The following is a 17,121-nucleotide window of genomic DNA, read 5'->3' as shown; positions in this document are numbered from 1 at the left end:
GGCCCAACGCTCAGTCCAGCGCCGCGTTGACCAGGGGCCCGGGTGGCAGCTTCGCCAGCCGCGCCGTGTTCTCGGCTTGGGCGCGCCGGACCGACTGCAGGTCAACGCGGAGGGTGGTCGCCGTCGTCGCCACTTCGGAGCCCACCACCTGGAACTGCAGGTTGCGGGCCCAGACCTGGCCCTCGCCCACCAGGGCCACGCCGAAGTCGACGCTGGCGGCGTCGGCCGGCACGTCGAACACGACGCTGGTGTCATGCCAGCCGCCATCGGCCGCCACTGCCGCACCGGCAGGCAGCAACGCCTCGGCATTTGGAGGGGCGATGGCGATCCGGTTTAGCAGGGTGCCGTCGCCCTGTCCGAGATAGAGGCCGGCCCAGCCCTTCACGGATTCGGCCCGCAACTGGCCGCTGACGCGCAACCGCTTGCCCGCGTAGCCATCCACGGATTGGCGCGCGGCACCCATGTCGACAACCAGCGGCCGTGTCGGCTTCAGCAAGCGGATCGTGAGGGTGGGCATGCCGGCTGCGTCGCTGGCGGGATCGATGCCGATTTCGTAGCCTTGCGAGGCCGTCGACGAGAGCTCGGAGAAGATGAACGTGTTGTTTGCAAGCCAGCCGTCGGGCATGCGCATCGGTATGGTGGCGCCGACGCTGAGCACGATGGCGGCCAGCGGCGCGAGGAGGAGGGTGCGGTAGTCCATGTGTGGTGGCCTTGGCAGGGTTCCGGTGGGTGGGCGGCTCTTACTGCAGCGACAGGTTTTGCGGTGGCGTGGGATTCCGGTTGCGACTCTGCCTCTCGTACCACACCCTGTCGGCCTTGATGAGCGCAGCGGCCTCGGCGCCAAAGCGGTGCGAGGTGACCGGCACCTCGCGCCCAACCGTCTCGAGCTTGAAGCCGCGCGCCCAGACCTGGCCGTTGCCGATCAGGGCCAGGCCGACAGTGGCCATGCCGTCGCTTGCTGCGGGGATGTCAGCCACGACGCTGACGTCGCACCAGTCGGGGCAGCCGGCAGCGCCGCGCGGCGCGGTGGCGTCGGCACCGGCCTCCGGGGAATTCGGCGCCAGAAAGAGCAGCGTGCCCTCCGGGGCGACCGCGAGCCCGGCCCAGCCATCCACGCCGCTCGCCTTCACCTGCGCGGAAAAGCGTATGCGCCGATTGGCATAGCCCCAGAGCGGTTGGCTGATGCTGCCGATCTCAAAGGCCTTGCGCTTGTCGAACGCCTTGATGGTGAGGGCGCGCTGGCCGCCGTTCTCCGTCTCGGGGGCGACGCCCGCCTCATGCGTGGGGCCCGGCCAGGGGTGGCTGGCGCCCGCCATCCAGCCCGCAGGCTGGCGCATCGTCTCGGCCCCGCCGGCGGTGAGCGCCAGGGCCGCCAGCGGGAGGCTCAAGAGGGCTCGGTAGTCCATGCGGTCTTCCCTTCAAAGGTCAGTGACGGCCGCAGTGTGGGCGGCCCGCGCCAACTCTGCCCGCACGATGCGACCGGCCAGCCGCAGCGGCGATGAGGCCGGCAGCCCAACGACGAGCGCCCGCCGTCGTCAAGGCCGCAGCGAGACGGCGTCCGGCCCGGGGAAGTCGGATGGAACGGCGGCCCCGGGTTCGCGCCCGGCCAGCCATTTCAGCGCGCGTGGCATGAGGGTCTGGAAGCCCGCGCAGCGCATGCTCGGCGGCACGCCCTCGCCGAACCAGACATGCCCGTAGGTGGACACGAAGACCCGCCCCTTGCCGTACTGCACCGTCCATTCGACGGGGAAGCGCCGCTCGTCCACGCCGTCGTGCGCATAGGCGATGACGTCGACATTGCGGGCCGGGCCGCGGGCGTAGCGGTAGACCTCGATGTCGGCGGCGCGCCAGGCGCGCGGCAGGCCCGCGTGGATGGGGTGCTGGCCGCGTTGATGCACCAGCGCATCGGTGCGGTCGCCATGCCCGGTGTCGTCGCCCTCGCCGGCGAGCACGGTCTGCAGCGTCTCGTCGTCGCGCACCAGCAGGGCCGGCCCGAAGTGCTTGTCGCGCCAGCCCAGGCCGATCATCTCGTTGTACTGCGGCCAGCTGGCGAAGGCGTTGTTGGCCTCGTGGTAGGCGTAGAAGCCGCCGCCGCCGCGCACGAAGGCCTCGAAGGCGCGCTGCACCTCGGCAGGCCAAGCGGGCTTGCCGCCGAGGTCGTTGTAGCCGGATAACACGACGTCGTAGCGAGCGAAGTCGGGCCGCCAGCGGGCCCACGCGTCGGCGTCGCGCGCGTCGGCAGGCGTGATGGAGACATCCACGTCGAACGAGCCGTCGCGCGCCAGGATGTCCTGCACCATCGCCAGGCGGCGCGGCCAGTCGTGGTTGCTGACGCCCTCGATGATGAGCAGGCGGATACGGCTCGCGACCTCGGCCGCGTCGGCCCGCAGCGGCGACAAGGCGGCCGTCAGGGTCAGTACGAGTGCGATGAAGGTTTTGGCGGCCGGTCCCATGCGGGCGGCAGTGTAGGCGGCGTCGCCGGCCGGTCGCGGCGTCGGGCTTGGCCGCCTGCTGTCGAGCCCGTGCTACTTTGTGGCCCGGAGGCAGCGATGCGACAACACAAGATCTGGGCCTGGATGCTGGCCCTCGCGGTGGGCAGCGCCTGCGCGCAGGTGGACGAAGACGACAGCGGCGAGCCGCCTGTGCTGATGGCCGCGGACGAGGCCCGGGCCGTGCTCGCTGAAGCGCTACCGGCCGACCCCGCTACCCGCTACGCGCTGCTGCAGCGCCAGGCCCGTGCGGCGCAGACTCTGGAGCAGCGCGGGCGCTGGGTGGTGCTGCTGGCCGAACTGGCCCAGCTCAGCCGCGGCCAGCCGGGCGGCGATCTCTGGGTGCGCCAGTACCTCAGCGCCGAGTTCGTCTGGGGCAGCTCGGGCAAGGGCCTTGCGGTTGCCGATGCCTACGCCAGCGACACGTCGCTGAGCCCGCCGCTGCGCGCGGCTGCGGCGCTGCGCCAGGTCTATGCGCTGTCCCAGGCCAAGGACCGCGCCATGCTCGACCGCGCCTGGTCACGCGCCCAGGCCCTCACCAAGCAGGCGCTGGAGACCCTGGGCGACAGCGACCCCGCCGGCGCGCTGCGCCTGCAGGTGGACCGGCTGCAGGTGCGCTCGGAGATGGAGCGCTGGAGCGGCCGGTTGGCCGAGGCCAGCGCCACGCTGCGCGAGGCCGTGCGCCTGTCGCACAAGGGCGTGGAGGACGCGCGCCGCTCAGCCAAGGACATGAACAAAAGCGCCCGCGACACCGCCGTGCAGGACGCCTACGGCTGGTACGACGGCTCCCAGGGCATGCTGACCTACGCCCTGGTGCGCCAGGGCCGCGCGCCCGAGGCCGTGCAGATCGGTCAGAGCAACCTGGCGCTGTGGCGCTCCGGCCAGCTCACCGACGCGTTAGGCGCCCGCTGGAGCTACCGCCTGGCGCAGGCCCAGGTCGCGTCGCGCCAGTACGCCGCCGCGTTGGAGAACGCCCAGCGCTCCGACGACATGCTGCAGCGCGCCGGTGCCGGCGCGGCCAGCCACGCGCGCTGGCTGGCGCGGCAGGAGCAGGTCCGCTCGCTGATCGGCCTGCGCCGCTGGGCCGAGGCCGATGCCTTCTACCGCGAGTTCCTGGCCAGCCTGCCCGCCGACAGCCTGGCTCGGGACCGTGCCAGCGACTGGCGGCTACGCGCGCTGCTGGCCGCCAAGAACGGCCGTTCCGACGAGGCGCTGGAGATCGTCGAGCGCATCCACCGCTCACGCCTGCGGCTTTACGGCGACGCGCATCCGCAGACGCAGGAGGCCGCTGGCGTGCGGGCGCTGGTGCGCGTGCTCAAAGGTGACATGGCCGGCGCCTGGGGCGACTACCAGCCTTTGTTTGCTGCCTTGCTCGACACGCCCGGCGGCTGGCTGGACCTGGACCTGTCGGGCGCGCGCGGCTTCGTGCTCGGCCTGGCGTTTGACGAGTTCCTGCGCGAGATCGCCGCGCGTTCACTGCGTGGCGAGAAGGTCGACCCCGCCTGGGCCGACCGCGCCATGCAGGTGGCCGACCGCATGCAGACCGGCGCCACCCACCGCGCGCTGGTGGACGCCAGCGCCCGCGTGCTGGCCGCCACGCCCGCGCTGCGCGGCCTGATCGAGGAAGAGCAGGCGCTGCGTGCGGCTGCGGCGGCCAGGCACAGCACCCTGAACGCGTCGCTGGGCGAGGAAGACCGCATCCGCCGCCGCAACAGCAGCGACGAGACCAAGGCCCAGCTCAAGGCCTTGCCCGACGCCGAGCGCAAGAAGCAGCAGAAGGCCAATGCCGACGAACTGGCCGCCGTGCGTGAGCAGGTGCGCCTGCAGCGCGAGGTGGCTCAGGCCGCGCGCGAGGCCTTGACCGCCCAGCGTGAGCGCGTTGCCAAGGCCTACCCCGCCTATGCCGATCTCGTCACGCCCACGCTGCCGGCGCCGGCCGCGCTCGCCAAGCTGATGTCGCCCGGCGAGGCGCTGCTCGTCGTGCAGCCACTGGAGGGCGCCACGCTGACCTGGCTCATCGTGCCGGGCGAGGCCACGCGCTTCTCCGCGTCCGGCATCGGCGCGGCCGGCTGGGCGGAGCGGGTCGCGCAGACCCGCACGGCGCTGGACCTCAGCACCGGCCGCCCGCCGACCTTGCCCGTGGCCGTGCTGCACGAGGTCTGGAAGGAACTCATCGCGCCGCTGATGCCACCGAGTGGCGGTGTGAGAAGCCTGCTCGTCGCCGCCGACGGTGCGCTGGCCGCCATGCCCTTTGCCGCCGCGCTGACTTCCGCCCAGCCCGATGCCTTCGTGGCGCGGCAGATGGCCGTCACACAGTTGCCGTCGGCCGGCGCCCTATACGCGCTGCGCCGCGCGGCGTCACCCGCACCGGCGGCCAAGGCGCTGTTCGGCGTGGGCGACCCGCAGTTCAAGTCCAGCGCCAAGGCTGGCCGTGCGGCTCTGGGCAGCGGTGCCACCAAGTACGACGCCGCCTGGGGCTTCAGTTATGGCGACATCCCGCCGCTGCCCGAGACCCGCGCCGAGCTGACGGTGCTGGCCAAGGCCGTTGGCGCCAACCCGCAAACCGACCTGCTGCTCGGCGCCGCCGCCACGCGCGAGGCCGTGCTCGCGGCCAAGCTGGACGACCGCCGCCTCATCGCCTTCGCCACGCACGGGCTGATGCCGGGCGAGCTGCCGGGCGTGTCCAAGCCTGCGCTGGCCTTGGCGCCCACGTCCGACGCCACCGCCTCGCCGCTGCTGGAGCTGGACGACGTGCTGACGCTGCGCCTGAACGCCCAAGCCGTGCTGCTGTCCGCCTGCAACACGGCGGCGGGCGAGCAGGGCGGGGCGGCCATGTCGGGCCTGGTGCGCGGCTTCTTCTTCGCCGGCAGCCGCTCGGTGCTGGCCACGCACTGGTCGGTCGAGACCGCCTCGGCCGCCGCGCTCACAGCGGCCACGTTCTCGGCCAAGGCCCCGCGCGCCGAGGCGTTGCGCTTGGCGCAAGTGGGGATGATCGAGGGAACTCTCGGTGGCGGGCGCTGGGCGCATCCGTTCTACTGGGCCGGATACGCCCTCTTCGGCGATCCGTCCCGTTGACCACCCCTACCGGCTTACGCCGGCCCCTCCAGGGGCGCCGCCGATGGCCCGGCAAAGCCGGTTCCATGGCGGCCGCTGGGTGGGGCACTACGCATTGGAGCAATGAAATGAAGTCTGTCGTGTTGTGTCTGTCCCTGCTGAGTTCAGCCGCCTTTGCCCAGCAAGCCTGCGAGGTCGTGGCCGTCAGCGGCGACGCCCAGCGCATCGACGGCAAGGCGCTGGCCGTGGGCGACAAGCTCGACGTCGGCACCACGCTGCGCACCGGCACGGCCGGCCGCGTGCGGCTGAAGTTCATCGACGGCTCGGTGCTCGTGCTGGCCGACAAGAGCCAGCTGCGCATCGAGTCCTTCAGCGCTGGCAGCACCAAGCCGCGCGAGGCCGAGTTGCTGCTGGAGCTGGGGCTGATCGGCCAGCGCGTGAACCCGTCGGTCGGCGGCAGCTGGAAGGTGCGCACCCCCACCGCCGTGACGGCCGTGCGCGGCACCGAGTTCACGGTTGAGGTGGGTGACGACCGCGCCACCGCCGTGCTCGTGAAGACCGGCGAGGTCGATGTCGAACCCATCGGCCCGCAGACCCGCAGCGTCAAGCCACGCTACCCGGTGCGCCTGGCCAAGACGAACAGCGGCACGCGCTGCGACGCCAAGGACTGCAGCGACGTCATGACCTGGACGGCGGACAAGGTGCAACGCGTCGAGCAGCGGCTGGGGTCCCTGGATTGAGGCGCGCAACTTCCGGCCTGGCCTATGCGCTGATTTATGTGCTGATCGCGCTGGCCGCCGCGCTGCTCGGCGCTGCCGTGTGGGCGCTGCGGGCCGACGTGGCCGCCTTCCAGCGGCTGGATCACTGGGCGCTTGATGCGCAGACCTACTGGCGCGGCCACCTGGCCCCGGGCACCGAGCTGCCGTTGCTGCTCGTGCGGGTGGACGACGCCGCGCTGGAGACCCTGGGCGGCCGCGTGCCCGACCGCAGCGAGATCGCCCGCGCCGTGCAGGCGCTGCAGGACGGCGGCGCCCGTGCCATCGCGCTGGACATCCTGCTGCTGCCCGGCGGCGGCACGCCCGAGGGCGACGCGGCGCTGGCCGGCGCGATGAAGGCCGGCGGCCGCACGCTGATCCCGTTCGCTTTACCCGACGACGGTGCGCAGGACGCGTCCACCGCGCCCGCGCCCATCCTCGCCCAGGCGCTGCTGGGCTATGACAACGAGGCCGCGCTCGCCCGCAGCGAAGCCGACTTCTACAAGCCCCGCCGCCTGCTCGCGCCCGAGGCCGCACTGGTCGCCGCCGCCGCAGGGCTGGGCCATGTCAGCGTGCACCGCGAGAGCGACGGCAGCTTGCGCCACGACCTGCCGCTGCTGCGCCTGAACGGCGAGGTCTACCCCTCGCTCGCGCTGCGCTTGGCCGCCTTTGCACGCGGCGTGAACTGGCGCGAGGTGCGTGCGAGCTTTGGCCGCGAGGTGCAGATCGGTGCTGCCTTGCACGCACCGCTGGACGGCCTGTCGCGGCTGGGCGTCAACTACTACGGCCCGAGCGGCACGTTCGAGTCCATTGGCTTTGCCGAGCTTCTGGCCGGCAAGGCGGACATGGCCCGGCTGCGTGGCCGGGTGGCCGTCATCGGCGTGGCGGCGCTGGCGGCAGGCGACCACTTCCCCACGCCTTTCGACGCCGGCCTGCCCGGCATGGAGCGCCTGGCCACCGTCACCGACAACCTGCTGACCGGTCGCAGCCTGGTGCGCCCGGCCTGGGGCGGTGCGGCCGAGCTGGCGGCGCTGCTGCTGCTGCCGCTGGCCGCCGCAGGCCTGCTGGCGCGCCTGTCGCTCGGCCGGGCGCTGGCGCTGGTCGCGCTGGCCGCGCTGGCCCTGCTGGCGCTGGTGCAATGGGGCTTCGAGAGCCGCTACTTCGTCATGTCGCTCGCGCCGCCGCTGCTGGCCCTGGCCCTGGCGACGCTGGGCGCCAGCGTGCTGCGCGCCGGTGTCGAGCAGAGGCAGCGCGGCGTCGCGTCCCGGCGCCTGGCCGCCAGCGAGCAGCGCTACGCCCTTGCCGCCCAAGGCGCCAACGATGGCCTGTGGGACTGGGACCTTGCCAGCGGCGACGTCTACTACTCGCCGCGCTGGCTGTCGCTGATGGGCCTGTCGGCCGCCGAGGCCGGCCAGTCCATCGCCGCCTGGACCGAGCCCCTGGAGCTGGCCGCAAGGCACGCCTTCAACGCCGAGCTGCAGGCGCATCTGGAGGGCAAGAGCCTGCAGTTCCACCACGTGCTGCATTTCAACCAGGGCGGCCAGGAGCGCTGGCTGCTGGCACGCGGCCTGGCGGTTCGTGAGAACGGCAAACCCGTGCGCATGGCCGGCTCGCTGACCGACATCTCGGAGAGCCAGCGCCTGCAGCGCCAGATCAGCTACGACGCGCTGCACGACCGCCTCACCGGCCTGGCCAACCGCGTGCTGTTTCGCGAGCAGCTGACGCAGCTGCTCAGCGGCATGTCCGCCCCCGAGACCGGCCTGCTGCTGCTGGGCCTGGACGGCTTTCGCGCGCTGAACGAGACCCACGGCCCCGTGGTGGGCGACTCAGTACTGACCGAACTGGCGGCGCGCCTCAAGGCGGCCTTCGGTGCGCGCCACCTGGTCGCCCGGCTGGGGCCGGATCAGTTCGCGCTGCTGCTGGCCGGTGGCGACGTGGCCAGCGAGCTGTCGCAAAGCGTGCAGGCCTTGCTGGCGCCACCGTTCGGCGAACACGGCCTCGCTATCACCGCCGGCATCGCCTGGGCGCAGCGCCGCCACGGCCCCGGCAGCGCCGACGAGCTGATGGCCGCCGCCGAAGGCGCGCTGGCCCGCGCCAAGTCCGGCGGCCCGGGCCACACGCATGAGTTCGATCCGGCCGAGCAACTCGTCGAGCAATCCCGCCGCTGGCTGCGCGACGCCATCGACGCCGCGCTGGCCGCAGGCGACCAGTTCGAGCTGCACTACCAGCCCTTCGTGCGCCTGTCGGACCGCAGCCTGCTCGGCTTCGAGGCGCTGATCCGTTGGCGCCACCCGACCAAGGGCCTGATCATGCCGGGCGACTTCATCCCGGTGGCCGAGGCGAGTGGCCAGATCTGCGCCATCGGCCGCTGGGGCCTGCTCGAAGCCGCCGCCCAACTGCGCCGCTGGCAGGCGATCGGTTTCACGGGCGAAGTGGCCGTCAACCTGTCCGGCGTGCAGCTGGAGCGTGATGTCGAGCTGCTGGCCGACGCCCGCGCCACGCTGGCGGCGCTGGGCGACGTGCCCACGCACCGCCTCAAGCTGGAGGTGACCGAGAGCATGGCCATGGCCAACCCGCAGCGCAGCGCCGAGGTGCTGCAGGAGCTGGCGCGCATGGGCTTCAAGCTCAGCATTGACGACTTCGGCACCGGCTACTCGTCGCTGGCCTACCTGCATCGTTTCCCGTTCGACACGCTCAAGGTCGACCGCAGCTTCGTCATCCGCCTGGCCGCCGGCCGCGAGGCGCAGGAGATCGTCCGCACCATCGTCGGCCTGGCCCTCGCGCTGGGCAAGCAGACGCTGGCCGAAGGCGTCGAGGACGAGAAGCAGGCCGCGCTGCTGGAGCAACTGGGCGTGCAGGTGGGGCAGGGGTGGTTGTTTGCGAAGGCGCTGCCGGAGGCCGAGGCGACCCAGGCGATCCACCGCGCGCCGTGGCGGCGCTAGCCCGGCCAGCACGGCCCTAATACGATGCGCCGATCCTCCATCGGCAAAGGCCCCGCCCATGCGATGCCTCGGCATCACGATCATGCTCACCCTTGCGGCCACGACTCATGCGGGCGCCCAGCCCTGCGAGCGACTCGGCAACATGCAGGCCCAGGCCTTGCCAGCTCAGGACGGCAAGCCATGACCCCGATTCAGCAATGGAATGCCACCCGCAGCCTGCGCCTGCTGTTGCAGACGCTGCGCGACATGACGGTCTCGATGGGCCCTCTGCTGCTGCTTGGCGGAGGCCTGCTGGTGGCGGCCTACTGGTGGCTGGATCCGCAGCCGCCGCGCCAGGTGCGGCTGGCCACCGGCCCGGCCGGCAGTGCCTACGCCAGCTTCGGTGAGGGCTATGCGAAGGCGCTGGCGCGCGAGCGCATCCAGGTGAAGCTGATTGCCAGCGAAGGCGCACAGGACGATCTGGCCCAATTGCGCGCGGGCACGGCCGATGTGGGCTTCGTACGCGGCGGCATGGCCGATCCGGCGGCCGATACCGAGGCCGGCATTACCTCTCTGGGCAGCCTGTTCTACGAGCCGATCTGGATCTTCTATCGCCGCGATCTCGGCATCGCGCGCCGCCAACCCGGCGGCGAACTGCAGCGCCTGGCCCAGCTGCGCGGCCTGCGAGTCAACGTGGATCAGGACGGCAGTGGTGTGCCGCAGATTGTTGAGAAGTTGCTGGCGCTGAATCAGCTGAAGCCGACCGATCTGCAGCTGTCCAACCTGGCGCCTGACTCTGCCGGCGCGGCCCTGCGCCAGGGCCGGCTGGACGCCACGGTGCTGATCTCGGCGCCGCAGGACGACCTGATCCGCGCGCTGCTGCGCGACCCGGCCATTGCGCTGATGGCCTTCGAGCAGGACGAGGCCTATTCGCGCCACTTGCCCTTCCTGTCCACCGTGCGGCTGCCGCGCGGTGTGGTGGACCTGGCGGCCGATTTGCCACCTCACGACGTGCCGCTGCTCGCCACCACCACCGCCCTGTTGGCGCGCGAGCAGACGCACCCTGCGCTGCGCCAGCTGTTCGCGCAGGCGGCGCTGAGCCAGCACAGCGAGGCCGGCTGGTTCAATGGCGCGCGCGACTTCCCCAACACCCGCACCAGCGAGCTGCCTGTCAGTGCCGAGGGCGACCGCGCGATCAACGGCACGCCGCCGGCCTGGGCGCGCTACCTGCCCTTCTGGGCCGGCAATCTGCTGGAGCGCATGTGGCTGGTGCTCGGCGGCCTGCTGGTGCTGATGCTGCCGCTGTCGCGCGTCGTGCCGCCGCTCTACACCTTCCGCGTGCGCTCGCGCGTGTTCCGCTGGTATGCGCGGCTACGCGAGGTGGAAGCCAAGCTGGAAACCGGCACAGGCGAGCGCGCCGCTTTGCTCGACGAGCTGGACGAGCTGGACCGTGTCACCCACCGCATTGCGGTGCCGCTGTCCTATGCCGAAGAGCTTTACGCGCTGCGCAACAACATCTATGCGGTGCGCAAGCGCCTGCTGGCGCAGCCGTCCCGGCCAACGGACGGACCGACCGAGTGATCGACGAGCGGGGCGGCGGCGTGGTGGCGCGTGCTGCCTGTCCATTTCGCCGTCCAGTGGCGATCCCGGGTACGCCCAAGCATTTCAGTTGGGATCGCGTCTGCTGCGCGCAGGCTGTGAGAGAGATCCTGTTGGACAGTGGCCGATGCCTTGGGTTTCCGAATCCGATGTCAGCTAGGAGCCGTCATCTCATGACGAGCGGTTGCTCTGCAGCGGTTGCTGACCGTCGCGGCCATCGTCCGTGCGACAGCAAAGTGCCCAAAGCCGCTGCTTGCAACGAACTTCAGACTGGCCTGAGTCGTACGCGGACCAGTGAGCACGAGAGCTCCCACCAACACAGGGCGCTCAGCGTGACTGGCCTAGCCGGCGCTTTGCCCTCCAGAACCAGCCGCCCCAAAGTGGCGATCAACAACCGCAAACTAGGTTGCTCGTCGAACGTTAATGAAGCGCAGCGGCCTACTGCGCAGCCAGAAAGCGTTTGAAAAGTTCATCAGCAAACGACGCGCTGGTGTAAGCCGCGTAGGGCTGCCATCCGTCATGCTTTTGACTATCGGCATAGTCACAAACGCTCTTTATGGCGATACCCATCGTCGGGCGGGTGGTCGCGTATTCCGTAGCCACCATTACGGCAAACGCTTCCATCTCGATGGCAATGAGATCACGATTCTGATTCACAATTTCAAGCGCCACGGATTCGTTAGCAATCACACTAGCGCCGGAAGCCATCGGGCCGACATGGCATCCGAATTTTCCCGAAGGCAAATCTCGCCGCCAACCGTCGCGCACGCGAGCCGCAAACGTCCCACATCGAGAGATTTCGTCACACATATTCTCGATGCCGACACCGAGATCCGCTTGCTTAGGGGAGAGCCGAAACACGTTCGATCCCTCATCGGCCTCGGCATGCTTGCCACTCCCCCAGTCCCACGTTGGCGACCCGACAATCACGTCGCCAAGATTTGCTTTTCCCTTAACTCCCGCACAGATACCTGTCATCGCTAGCAGTGACGGCTCAAAGTTCAAAACAAGCTTAGTCGCGATCGCAGCAGAAGCCGCCATACCTTTCCTCAGGGCACTGGCGGCGACGATTGAAAAGATCTCGCCATTTTGCAGTTGAATTTTCCCAAAGCGATAAAGCGTGGGGTCCTCCGGAATGCGAAAGTCAGTCCAGCCATATTCCAGCTGGAGCACGGCTTCCAACTCGGAGCCCATGGCAGTTACGACCGCCACATCAACCTTGGGAATGCTTCGTGCCGCCCGCTTGAGCGCTAGCGTGGCCTTGCCGGAAAGGTGCGTCTTCCAATCATCCGCGCGATCCGATATTTCGCAAATGGCGCACCCGCGGATCAGCACTTCGCTCTGCATCTTAGCAAATAGCCCATCTTCGCTAGTGACGAAAACGACGTCACCCGGAAAGCTAGACCTATTGTCTAGAAGAAGCAAATCAAAAAAATCTAGGCCTCCACGTTCTGCGGGCGCAGCCCCCGCATTTGGCGGCAGTTTTAGATCGATGAGCAGCAAATCGAACTTCTCTTTTCTCAGCCTTCTGCGCGCAGATGCGACGTTCGTCTCATGAACGATCTGCACCGCTAGATCAAGAGATTTGAGCACGTCATAGACCTTTTCCACCTTCTGGTGCGTGTCATCGACTATCAAGACATTCATTTGGCAGATTCCATGATCTTCGTAACGAACCCACTAAGCTGACTTTTCCATGCTTCTTGAGTCGAACTAAAGTAGACAACACCCAAGTATGCTGGACAAAACTCCTCTTCCAACTGACGATCTAATTGCTCCAAAGTCAGCTGGGCTGAGCCGCTCCCAAATCTATCCAACATTGTCACAACGACAGTGGGCTTCTCGATTTTTCTCAGTTTGCATTGTTTTAGGAGATCCCGACCAGCAAAATGCTCTGGCGCCTCCAAAGAATTATCGTAATTGGGCATGCTCATATCCAAAACAATTCCGGCTATCTCGTTCTTGCGCTTAACCAGCATCTGAAGTGCAGACGTAAATGACCGAGCGCGCAGTAGAGTCACCTCTGGGTGTTTCCCCTCGAGCTCAATAATGATCTTGTTTGCCTTGTCTTCATCGTCTTCCACAAACAGCAAGTTCATTGCAGCTCCGCAGTTTTGAAGGAAAAAACAACTCGGAATTTAGATCCCTCGTACCCAAACGACAGTAGTGGATTCTTGTATAAAGGACTATCGAGGGCAATGTAGATCTTTCGAAATCCACTTCGACCCTCTCCTTGTGCAAGTCTACGAGACTCCGGCGTGGCCAACGTCTCCCTCAAATGCTCCAAATGGCTAAGTTGCTCATCGCTCGGCAAACCAGCGTCGCTCAATACTTCACCCCTGAAGTCTCCGCTCACATAGGAAAGCGAAATATCAACACGCAGAGCGACTCCTGCGTCTTGAGAATGCTTAACAGCATTCTCAAACAGCACATAAAAGATGTCGACTAACGTATCCAATGAGCGTCCAGGAAGCTGTGCGTCCGCAGTCTCGATGGCGCATTGCGGGCCTATCCAAGGATTTGGGATGGACATTGTGCGATTGACCATCGCCGCAGCTATCTGCGGCGGGAAGTCGATGTCAAAATCCTTGCGGTCATAAACTTCGCTGCGCCGGAACCAACCAATAACGTTCTCCAAGGCCTGTTGAGTCGCAGTGCGCGCGCGGGCCGTGGCATTCTGCAACCCGCCCAGACCGGTGCGAATTGCGACGACGGACAGCTCCGCGTCTAGCTGATTGAAGGCTTCCATAAGCTCAACACGCAGCAGTTGTTCCAAGTACAGCCTGACTCTTGACAAGTTATCGTCAGTCTTTTCCCACAGCGCGTCTACACAGCGAACGATAAGCTCATCCAGATCCTTGAAGTCCGCGTCATATCGTTGGAAGAGCTTCTTCTCCAGCGTGGAGAAAAAATACTTAAAAAGAGCGGCAGACTGCTTGTCGCCAGGCCTAAAACCGTAAAACGATTGAATCTGTATACGCTCATCTCTTGTTTTTGACAACAGGTCATCAAAAGTGCTTGAGAACTTATCCAGTGCTACTAGTGCTACTAGTGCTTCTTTAGCTGCATCTTCCGGAACGCGCTGCTGCCAATACACGTTTTTAGAATACTCGCCTGATGAATTCTTCGCAGTTACCAGATGCTCATCCATGACCGCTTTGCGAAGGGCATCGACGAACTTTCCGTGTCGAACACGGGTGCTCAAATAGGCATTGAGACCGTGATCGCCGGTCAGGAACTCCTTAGATATCTCTTCAAATATTGCGGTGAACTGAATGTCCGCTTGACTGGGAGGTTCTTCGAAATCAACGAGATGCACCTTGGACAATAGGAACGGAACTGAAGCCTGTCCTTCCATGCCCGCAACGGCATTTTCAAACTTGCGCAGCAAATCGTCGATTGACTTGCCGTGAGCCCCGACGGAACCTTTGTATTGTGCATATGGATTTTTTAGGCGCCCCTTCAGCGAGCGCTTGATGGCTTCAATGTCAACGTGCACCTTGCTTTTCTCAACCAACGCAGTAGTTTTTGCTATTTCCTGCTGCTTAATACGAGAGGCAAGCTCCTCGTGGTACACCTTGGCATTTTCGGGGTCAACTTGCGCCAAGACCTTGCACGCCTCTATACGCGCCTCTTCTATTTCCTCTGCGGAATTATAAATTAGGGTCTGGCGCATAACCTCGGGTTGCCAAACGTATTTCAAATAGGCGGCCACGAAGTCCACTCCGAACTGGTCGCTTCGCGCAAGAAGCTGGAACGGAGTGTATATTTCATTTTCTGTACAAAACCTCTCGAAGGCCAGTCGAGGTATGCTCATATCTCCAGGTTCGCCATTGACCTGCTGATCGAGGCTCAACAAGATCCCCATGCAAATGCTATTGGGCCATAAATCAATATCCGGCAAACATTCAACGAGGCGCGTGGTAGGGAGCAAGGTCGGCGCATCAGGGGAATTCATGTATGCGCCAACAACCATATCGACGGCTTCCAGATATTTGCCATCGAGCATCAAAGCTAGCGCCGCCCCGCCCGCACAGCGGAGCTTCACCGCTGCCCTTGTGTCGCTTTCTACTACGCGGATATACAGCGCAGTTGCTTCCACATAGCACTTTTGCACGAGTAGAAAACGAGCCCTGTATCGCGCCACCCGTATATCCAGTTTATTGGAGCATTTGCTACCAATGACGTCTTCAACCAGTGCCGATGTTATCGGGAATTTTCCCGCAGTCTTCAGCTTCTCAATCACGGCTTCACGCTCAGGCGCTACCATGCAGAGCGCGGTAAACGGCGTGGTGTATGGATCCCTCGTGAACATGTCTCGCATCCAGTCCTGAACGTTCTTATCTTGTTCAGGCGTGATCTCATACATGACCACGACGCGTAGATAAAGCGCCCAGCAATGGTCCGCGAAACGATCAGCCAATATGAATAAGTTGTGTGCACCTTTAAAGAACGCTGCTCCTGCAGATAGAACGCTGAAAAGGTGCTGATTAACTAATTCGCCTATATTCTCGCTACCAGTTAACGCCTCATCTAAAGCGACGCACGCTTTGACATAGAGGACCCGCATCGCTCCATCAGTGGGATCCTCATCCAACAATCCTTTCGTCAGGCTCTTACAAGCAGGATAGTCACCAGCCGTGTATCGTTCGATTGATTGAGCGCGCGTAGCGTGTCGAAGGGATAGAGCATTGAAATTCACAGGGCCGCCGAGCATCGTGACGACCCCGCCAAGTCGAGAGTCAGAAGTCTCTCGGTATAAACGATTCACGGCTTTTAGTATTGGGCTCGTCAGCTCAGCCGGAAGCATGTCATCTGAGGTCGCCGCTTGTAGGCAATGGACGAGACTCTCGTAGTGATCGATTACCGAAGCCTGGGAATCAACAAAAAGGCGACTGGAGACGGCTTGCTCAGAGGAAGTAACTAGATCAAATACTTTCGCCTGATAATAGGACTTGTATATTGGCGACTGGACGCTTTCTGCAATGTCCTCGCGAATCTTATCCCGAAGATTCGCCCCTTCTGCCCGCTTGGCAATAAAGTACACCAGAACGTGCAATCTACCGTTGAGATGCACTTCTTCAAGCGTTTTTCTAGCCATTTCCGCCGGAGCGCTATCTCGCGGCGAAATATATGAGCACGCAATCCTGTTTTGGTACAACCAGATCGATTTTCCAAATGCCGATTCGATACCGTCAAGAACAGCCGAGGCGCTCTCATAATCACTACGCAGGATGGCTTTCTCAAACAGAACTCTCTGTGTAAGGAAATCGGCAATCTCTTGAGAAAAAACGGTCGCTCGCGCCAGACCCCACAACATCTCGCGAACCGCGTTACTTGCCTCGCGTGGAGTTCTTGAAGAGAATAACTGTGAGGCCGATCGCGGAAATGCAGGGCCGTGATAGTCTTGCAATGAACCTTTAAGCGGGAAAATCTTTCGGTACGCAGAAAAATACTCACCTTCAGGCATCAGCTCCCGAAAATGATAGATTCCCAAATACCGTTTTGCTGGATTTCTGATCTTTGCTTGAATAGCGGCAGCGATTTTTGTATTTGCCATGTTCCGTCCCTGAGCACCTAACATGATGGTGAGCGTACTGTGAAGTCAGGTTGACGTTGGGCAAGACGTCAGCTCGGCTACCCCTTGCGGCTTCCAACGAGCCTTGAACGCTCGTTTTGGGCAACTGAGTCGAACCTGTTGGCGGCCGCTCGGGGCACTTTGCTGAACCTCGGACGCCGCCGGCGAAGGACAGGACCCAGCCTGAAGCGGGCGCCAACGCTTCTCCAATCCCTTGGCTCAAACCATGTCGACTGAGCCTGCGCTGCGGCAGCGCGGACGTGAGCTAAGCCACGGCTTTGGCCGCCTGATCGCATACCGTGTGTCGAGCGGCCGCCGAAGCGGTGTTTTTCGGCAGGCGCGCCGCAGCGCTCGGTCTATCTTGGCGGCCATGAACTCCCGCCACCGCCACCGCCGGCCGCTGCCGCAGCCCAGCCTCGCACCGCGTCGCATCAGCCTCGCAAACGGAGCCGTGAGGCTGGTCGTCGACGACCTCATCCCTTGCCACGAGCGGCCGGTGCAGGCCGAGTTGAGGGCGCTGGAGCGCTTCTCGGCGCTGATGGCCGGGCAGGGGTGGCCTGCGCATGTGTCGCGCATGGCCTATGACCGCATCTATGCCGGCGAGCGCTTCGGCTTCGCCAAGCGAGTGGGCCGGGGCGCGCTGCCGGCGCTGGCGCGCCAGCTGCTGCAGAGCTGGCGCGTCAATCGCAGCCAGCTTGTGTAGAGCGCTTCGGGGGCTGCCCCCG

The 17,121-nt window shown here is 65.2% G+C and carries 11 protein-coding genes; 5 read left to right on the top strand and 6 right to left on the bottom strand.

Translation table 11 applies throughout. The annotated features are described in order from the left end of the window. Positions 1-10: 10 nt before the first annotated feature. The 3 genes from ABIS05_RS20835 to ABIS05_RS20825 all read right to left on the bottom strand — a co-directional run bounded on the left by ABIS05_RS20835 (position 11) and on the right by ABIS05_RS20825 (position 2,453). On the bottom strand, positions 11-700 hold the full coding sequence (locus tag ABIS05_RS20835; protein WP_348011699.1) for a hypothetical protein: 690 nt from the start codon (positions 698-700) through the stop codon (positions 11-13). Positions 701-740: 40 nt separating this feature from the next. Then, on the bottom strand, positions 741-1,406 hold the full coding sequence (locus ABIS05_RS20830) for a hypothetical protein (RefSeq protein WP_348011698.1): 666 nt from the start codon (positions 1,404-1,406) through the stop codon (positions 741-743). Positions 1,407-1,535: 129 nt separating this feature from the next. Continuing rightward, positions 1,536-2,453 carry a ThuA domain-containing protein gene (locus ABIS05_RS20825; RefSeq protein ID WP_348011697.1) on the bottom strand — a complete coding sequence of 306 codons (918 nt, stop codon included), beginning with the start codon at positions 2,451-2,453 and terminating at the stop codon, positions 1,536-1,538. Positions 2,454-2,549: 96 nt separating this feature from the next. On the opposite strand from ABIS05_RS20825, the gene ABIS05_RS20820 reads away from it, so the two are divergent. From ABIS05_RS20820 to ABIS05_RS20805, 4 genes are all read left to right on the top strand, one after another. Further along, positions 2,550-5,564 (top strand): CHAT domain-containing protein, encoded by a 3,015-nt coding sequence (locus tag ABIS05_RS20820; protein ID WP_348011696.1) that lies wholly within the window; start codon positions 2,550-2,552, stop codon positions 5,562-5,564. Between the two features lie 107 nt (positions 5,565-5,671). After that, positions 5,672-6,283: a FecR domain-containing protein gene (locus ABIS05_RS20815; protein ID WP_348011695.1), complete on the top strand. Its 612-nt coding sequence runs from the start codon at positions 5,672-5,674 to the stop codon at positions 6,281-6,283. Further along, positions 6,280-9,240, top strand: coding sequence for an EAL domain-containing protein (locus ABIS05_RS20810; RefSeq protein WP_348011694.1), 2,961 nt, complete (start codon positions 6,280-6,282; stop codon positions 9,238-9,240). The genes ABIS05_RS20815 and ABIS05_RS20810 overlap by 4 nt, the downstream gene beginning before the upstream one ends. Positions 9,241-9,420: 180 nt before the next feature. After that, complete coding sequence (locus ABIS05_RS20805; RefSeq protein WP_348011693.1) at positions 9,421-10,800, top strand: TAXI family TRAP transporter solute-binding subunit; 1,380 nt, start codon at positions 9,421-9,423, stop codon at positions 10,798-10,800. 456 nt (positions 10,801-11,256) lie between these two features. On the opposite strand, the gene ABIS05_RS20800 is transcribed toward ABIS05_RS20805, so the two are convergent. Genes ABIS05_RS20800 through ABIS05_RS20790 form a run of 3 tightly spaced genes read right to left on the bottom strand, consistent with a single transcriptional unit; the run spans position 11,257 to position 16,378 of the window. Then, positions 11,257-12,465, bottom strand: coding sequence for a hypothetical protein (locus ABIS05_RS20800; RefSeq protein WP_348011692.1), 1,209 nt, complete (start codon positions 12,463-12,465; stop codon positions 11,257-11,259). Next, entirely contained in the window at positions 12,462-12,917 is a 456-nt protein-coding gene (locus ABIS05_RS20795) for a hypothetical protein (protein WP_348011691.1), read from the bottom strand. The genes ABIS05_RS20800 and ABIS05_RS20795 overlap by 4 nt, the downstream gene beginning before the upstream one ends. Beyond that, positions 12,914-16,378, bottom strand: coding sequence for a hypothetical protein (locus tag ABIS05_RS20790; RefSeq protein ID WP_348011690.1), 3,465 nt, complete (start codon positions 16,376-16,378; stop codon positions 12,914-12,916). The genes ABIS05_RS20795 and ABIS05_RS20790 overlap by 4 nt, the downstream gene beginning before the upstream one ends. Before the next feature lie 388 nt (positions 16,379-16,766). Here ABIS05_RS20790 and ABIS05_RS20785 point away from each other — a divergent pair, with 388 nt between their 5' ends. Then, positions 16,767-17,099 (top strand): hypothetical protein, encoded by a 333-nt coding sequence (locus tag ABIS05_RS20785; protein ID WP_348011689.1) that lies wholly within the window; start codon positions 16,767-16,769, stop codon positions 17,097-17,099. Positions 17,100-17,121 lie beyond the last annotated feature (22 nt).

The sequence above is a fragment of the Roseateles sp. genome (genome assembly GCF_039929605.1).
Lineage (GTDB): Bacteria > Pseudomonadota > Gammaproteobacteria > Burkholderiales > Burkholderiaceae_C > Pelomonas.
The sequence above is the reverse complement of the archived record's forward strand: the minus strand, read 5'-3'. Positions and strand labels throughout refer to the sequence as shown.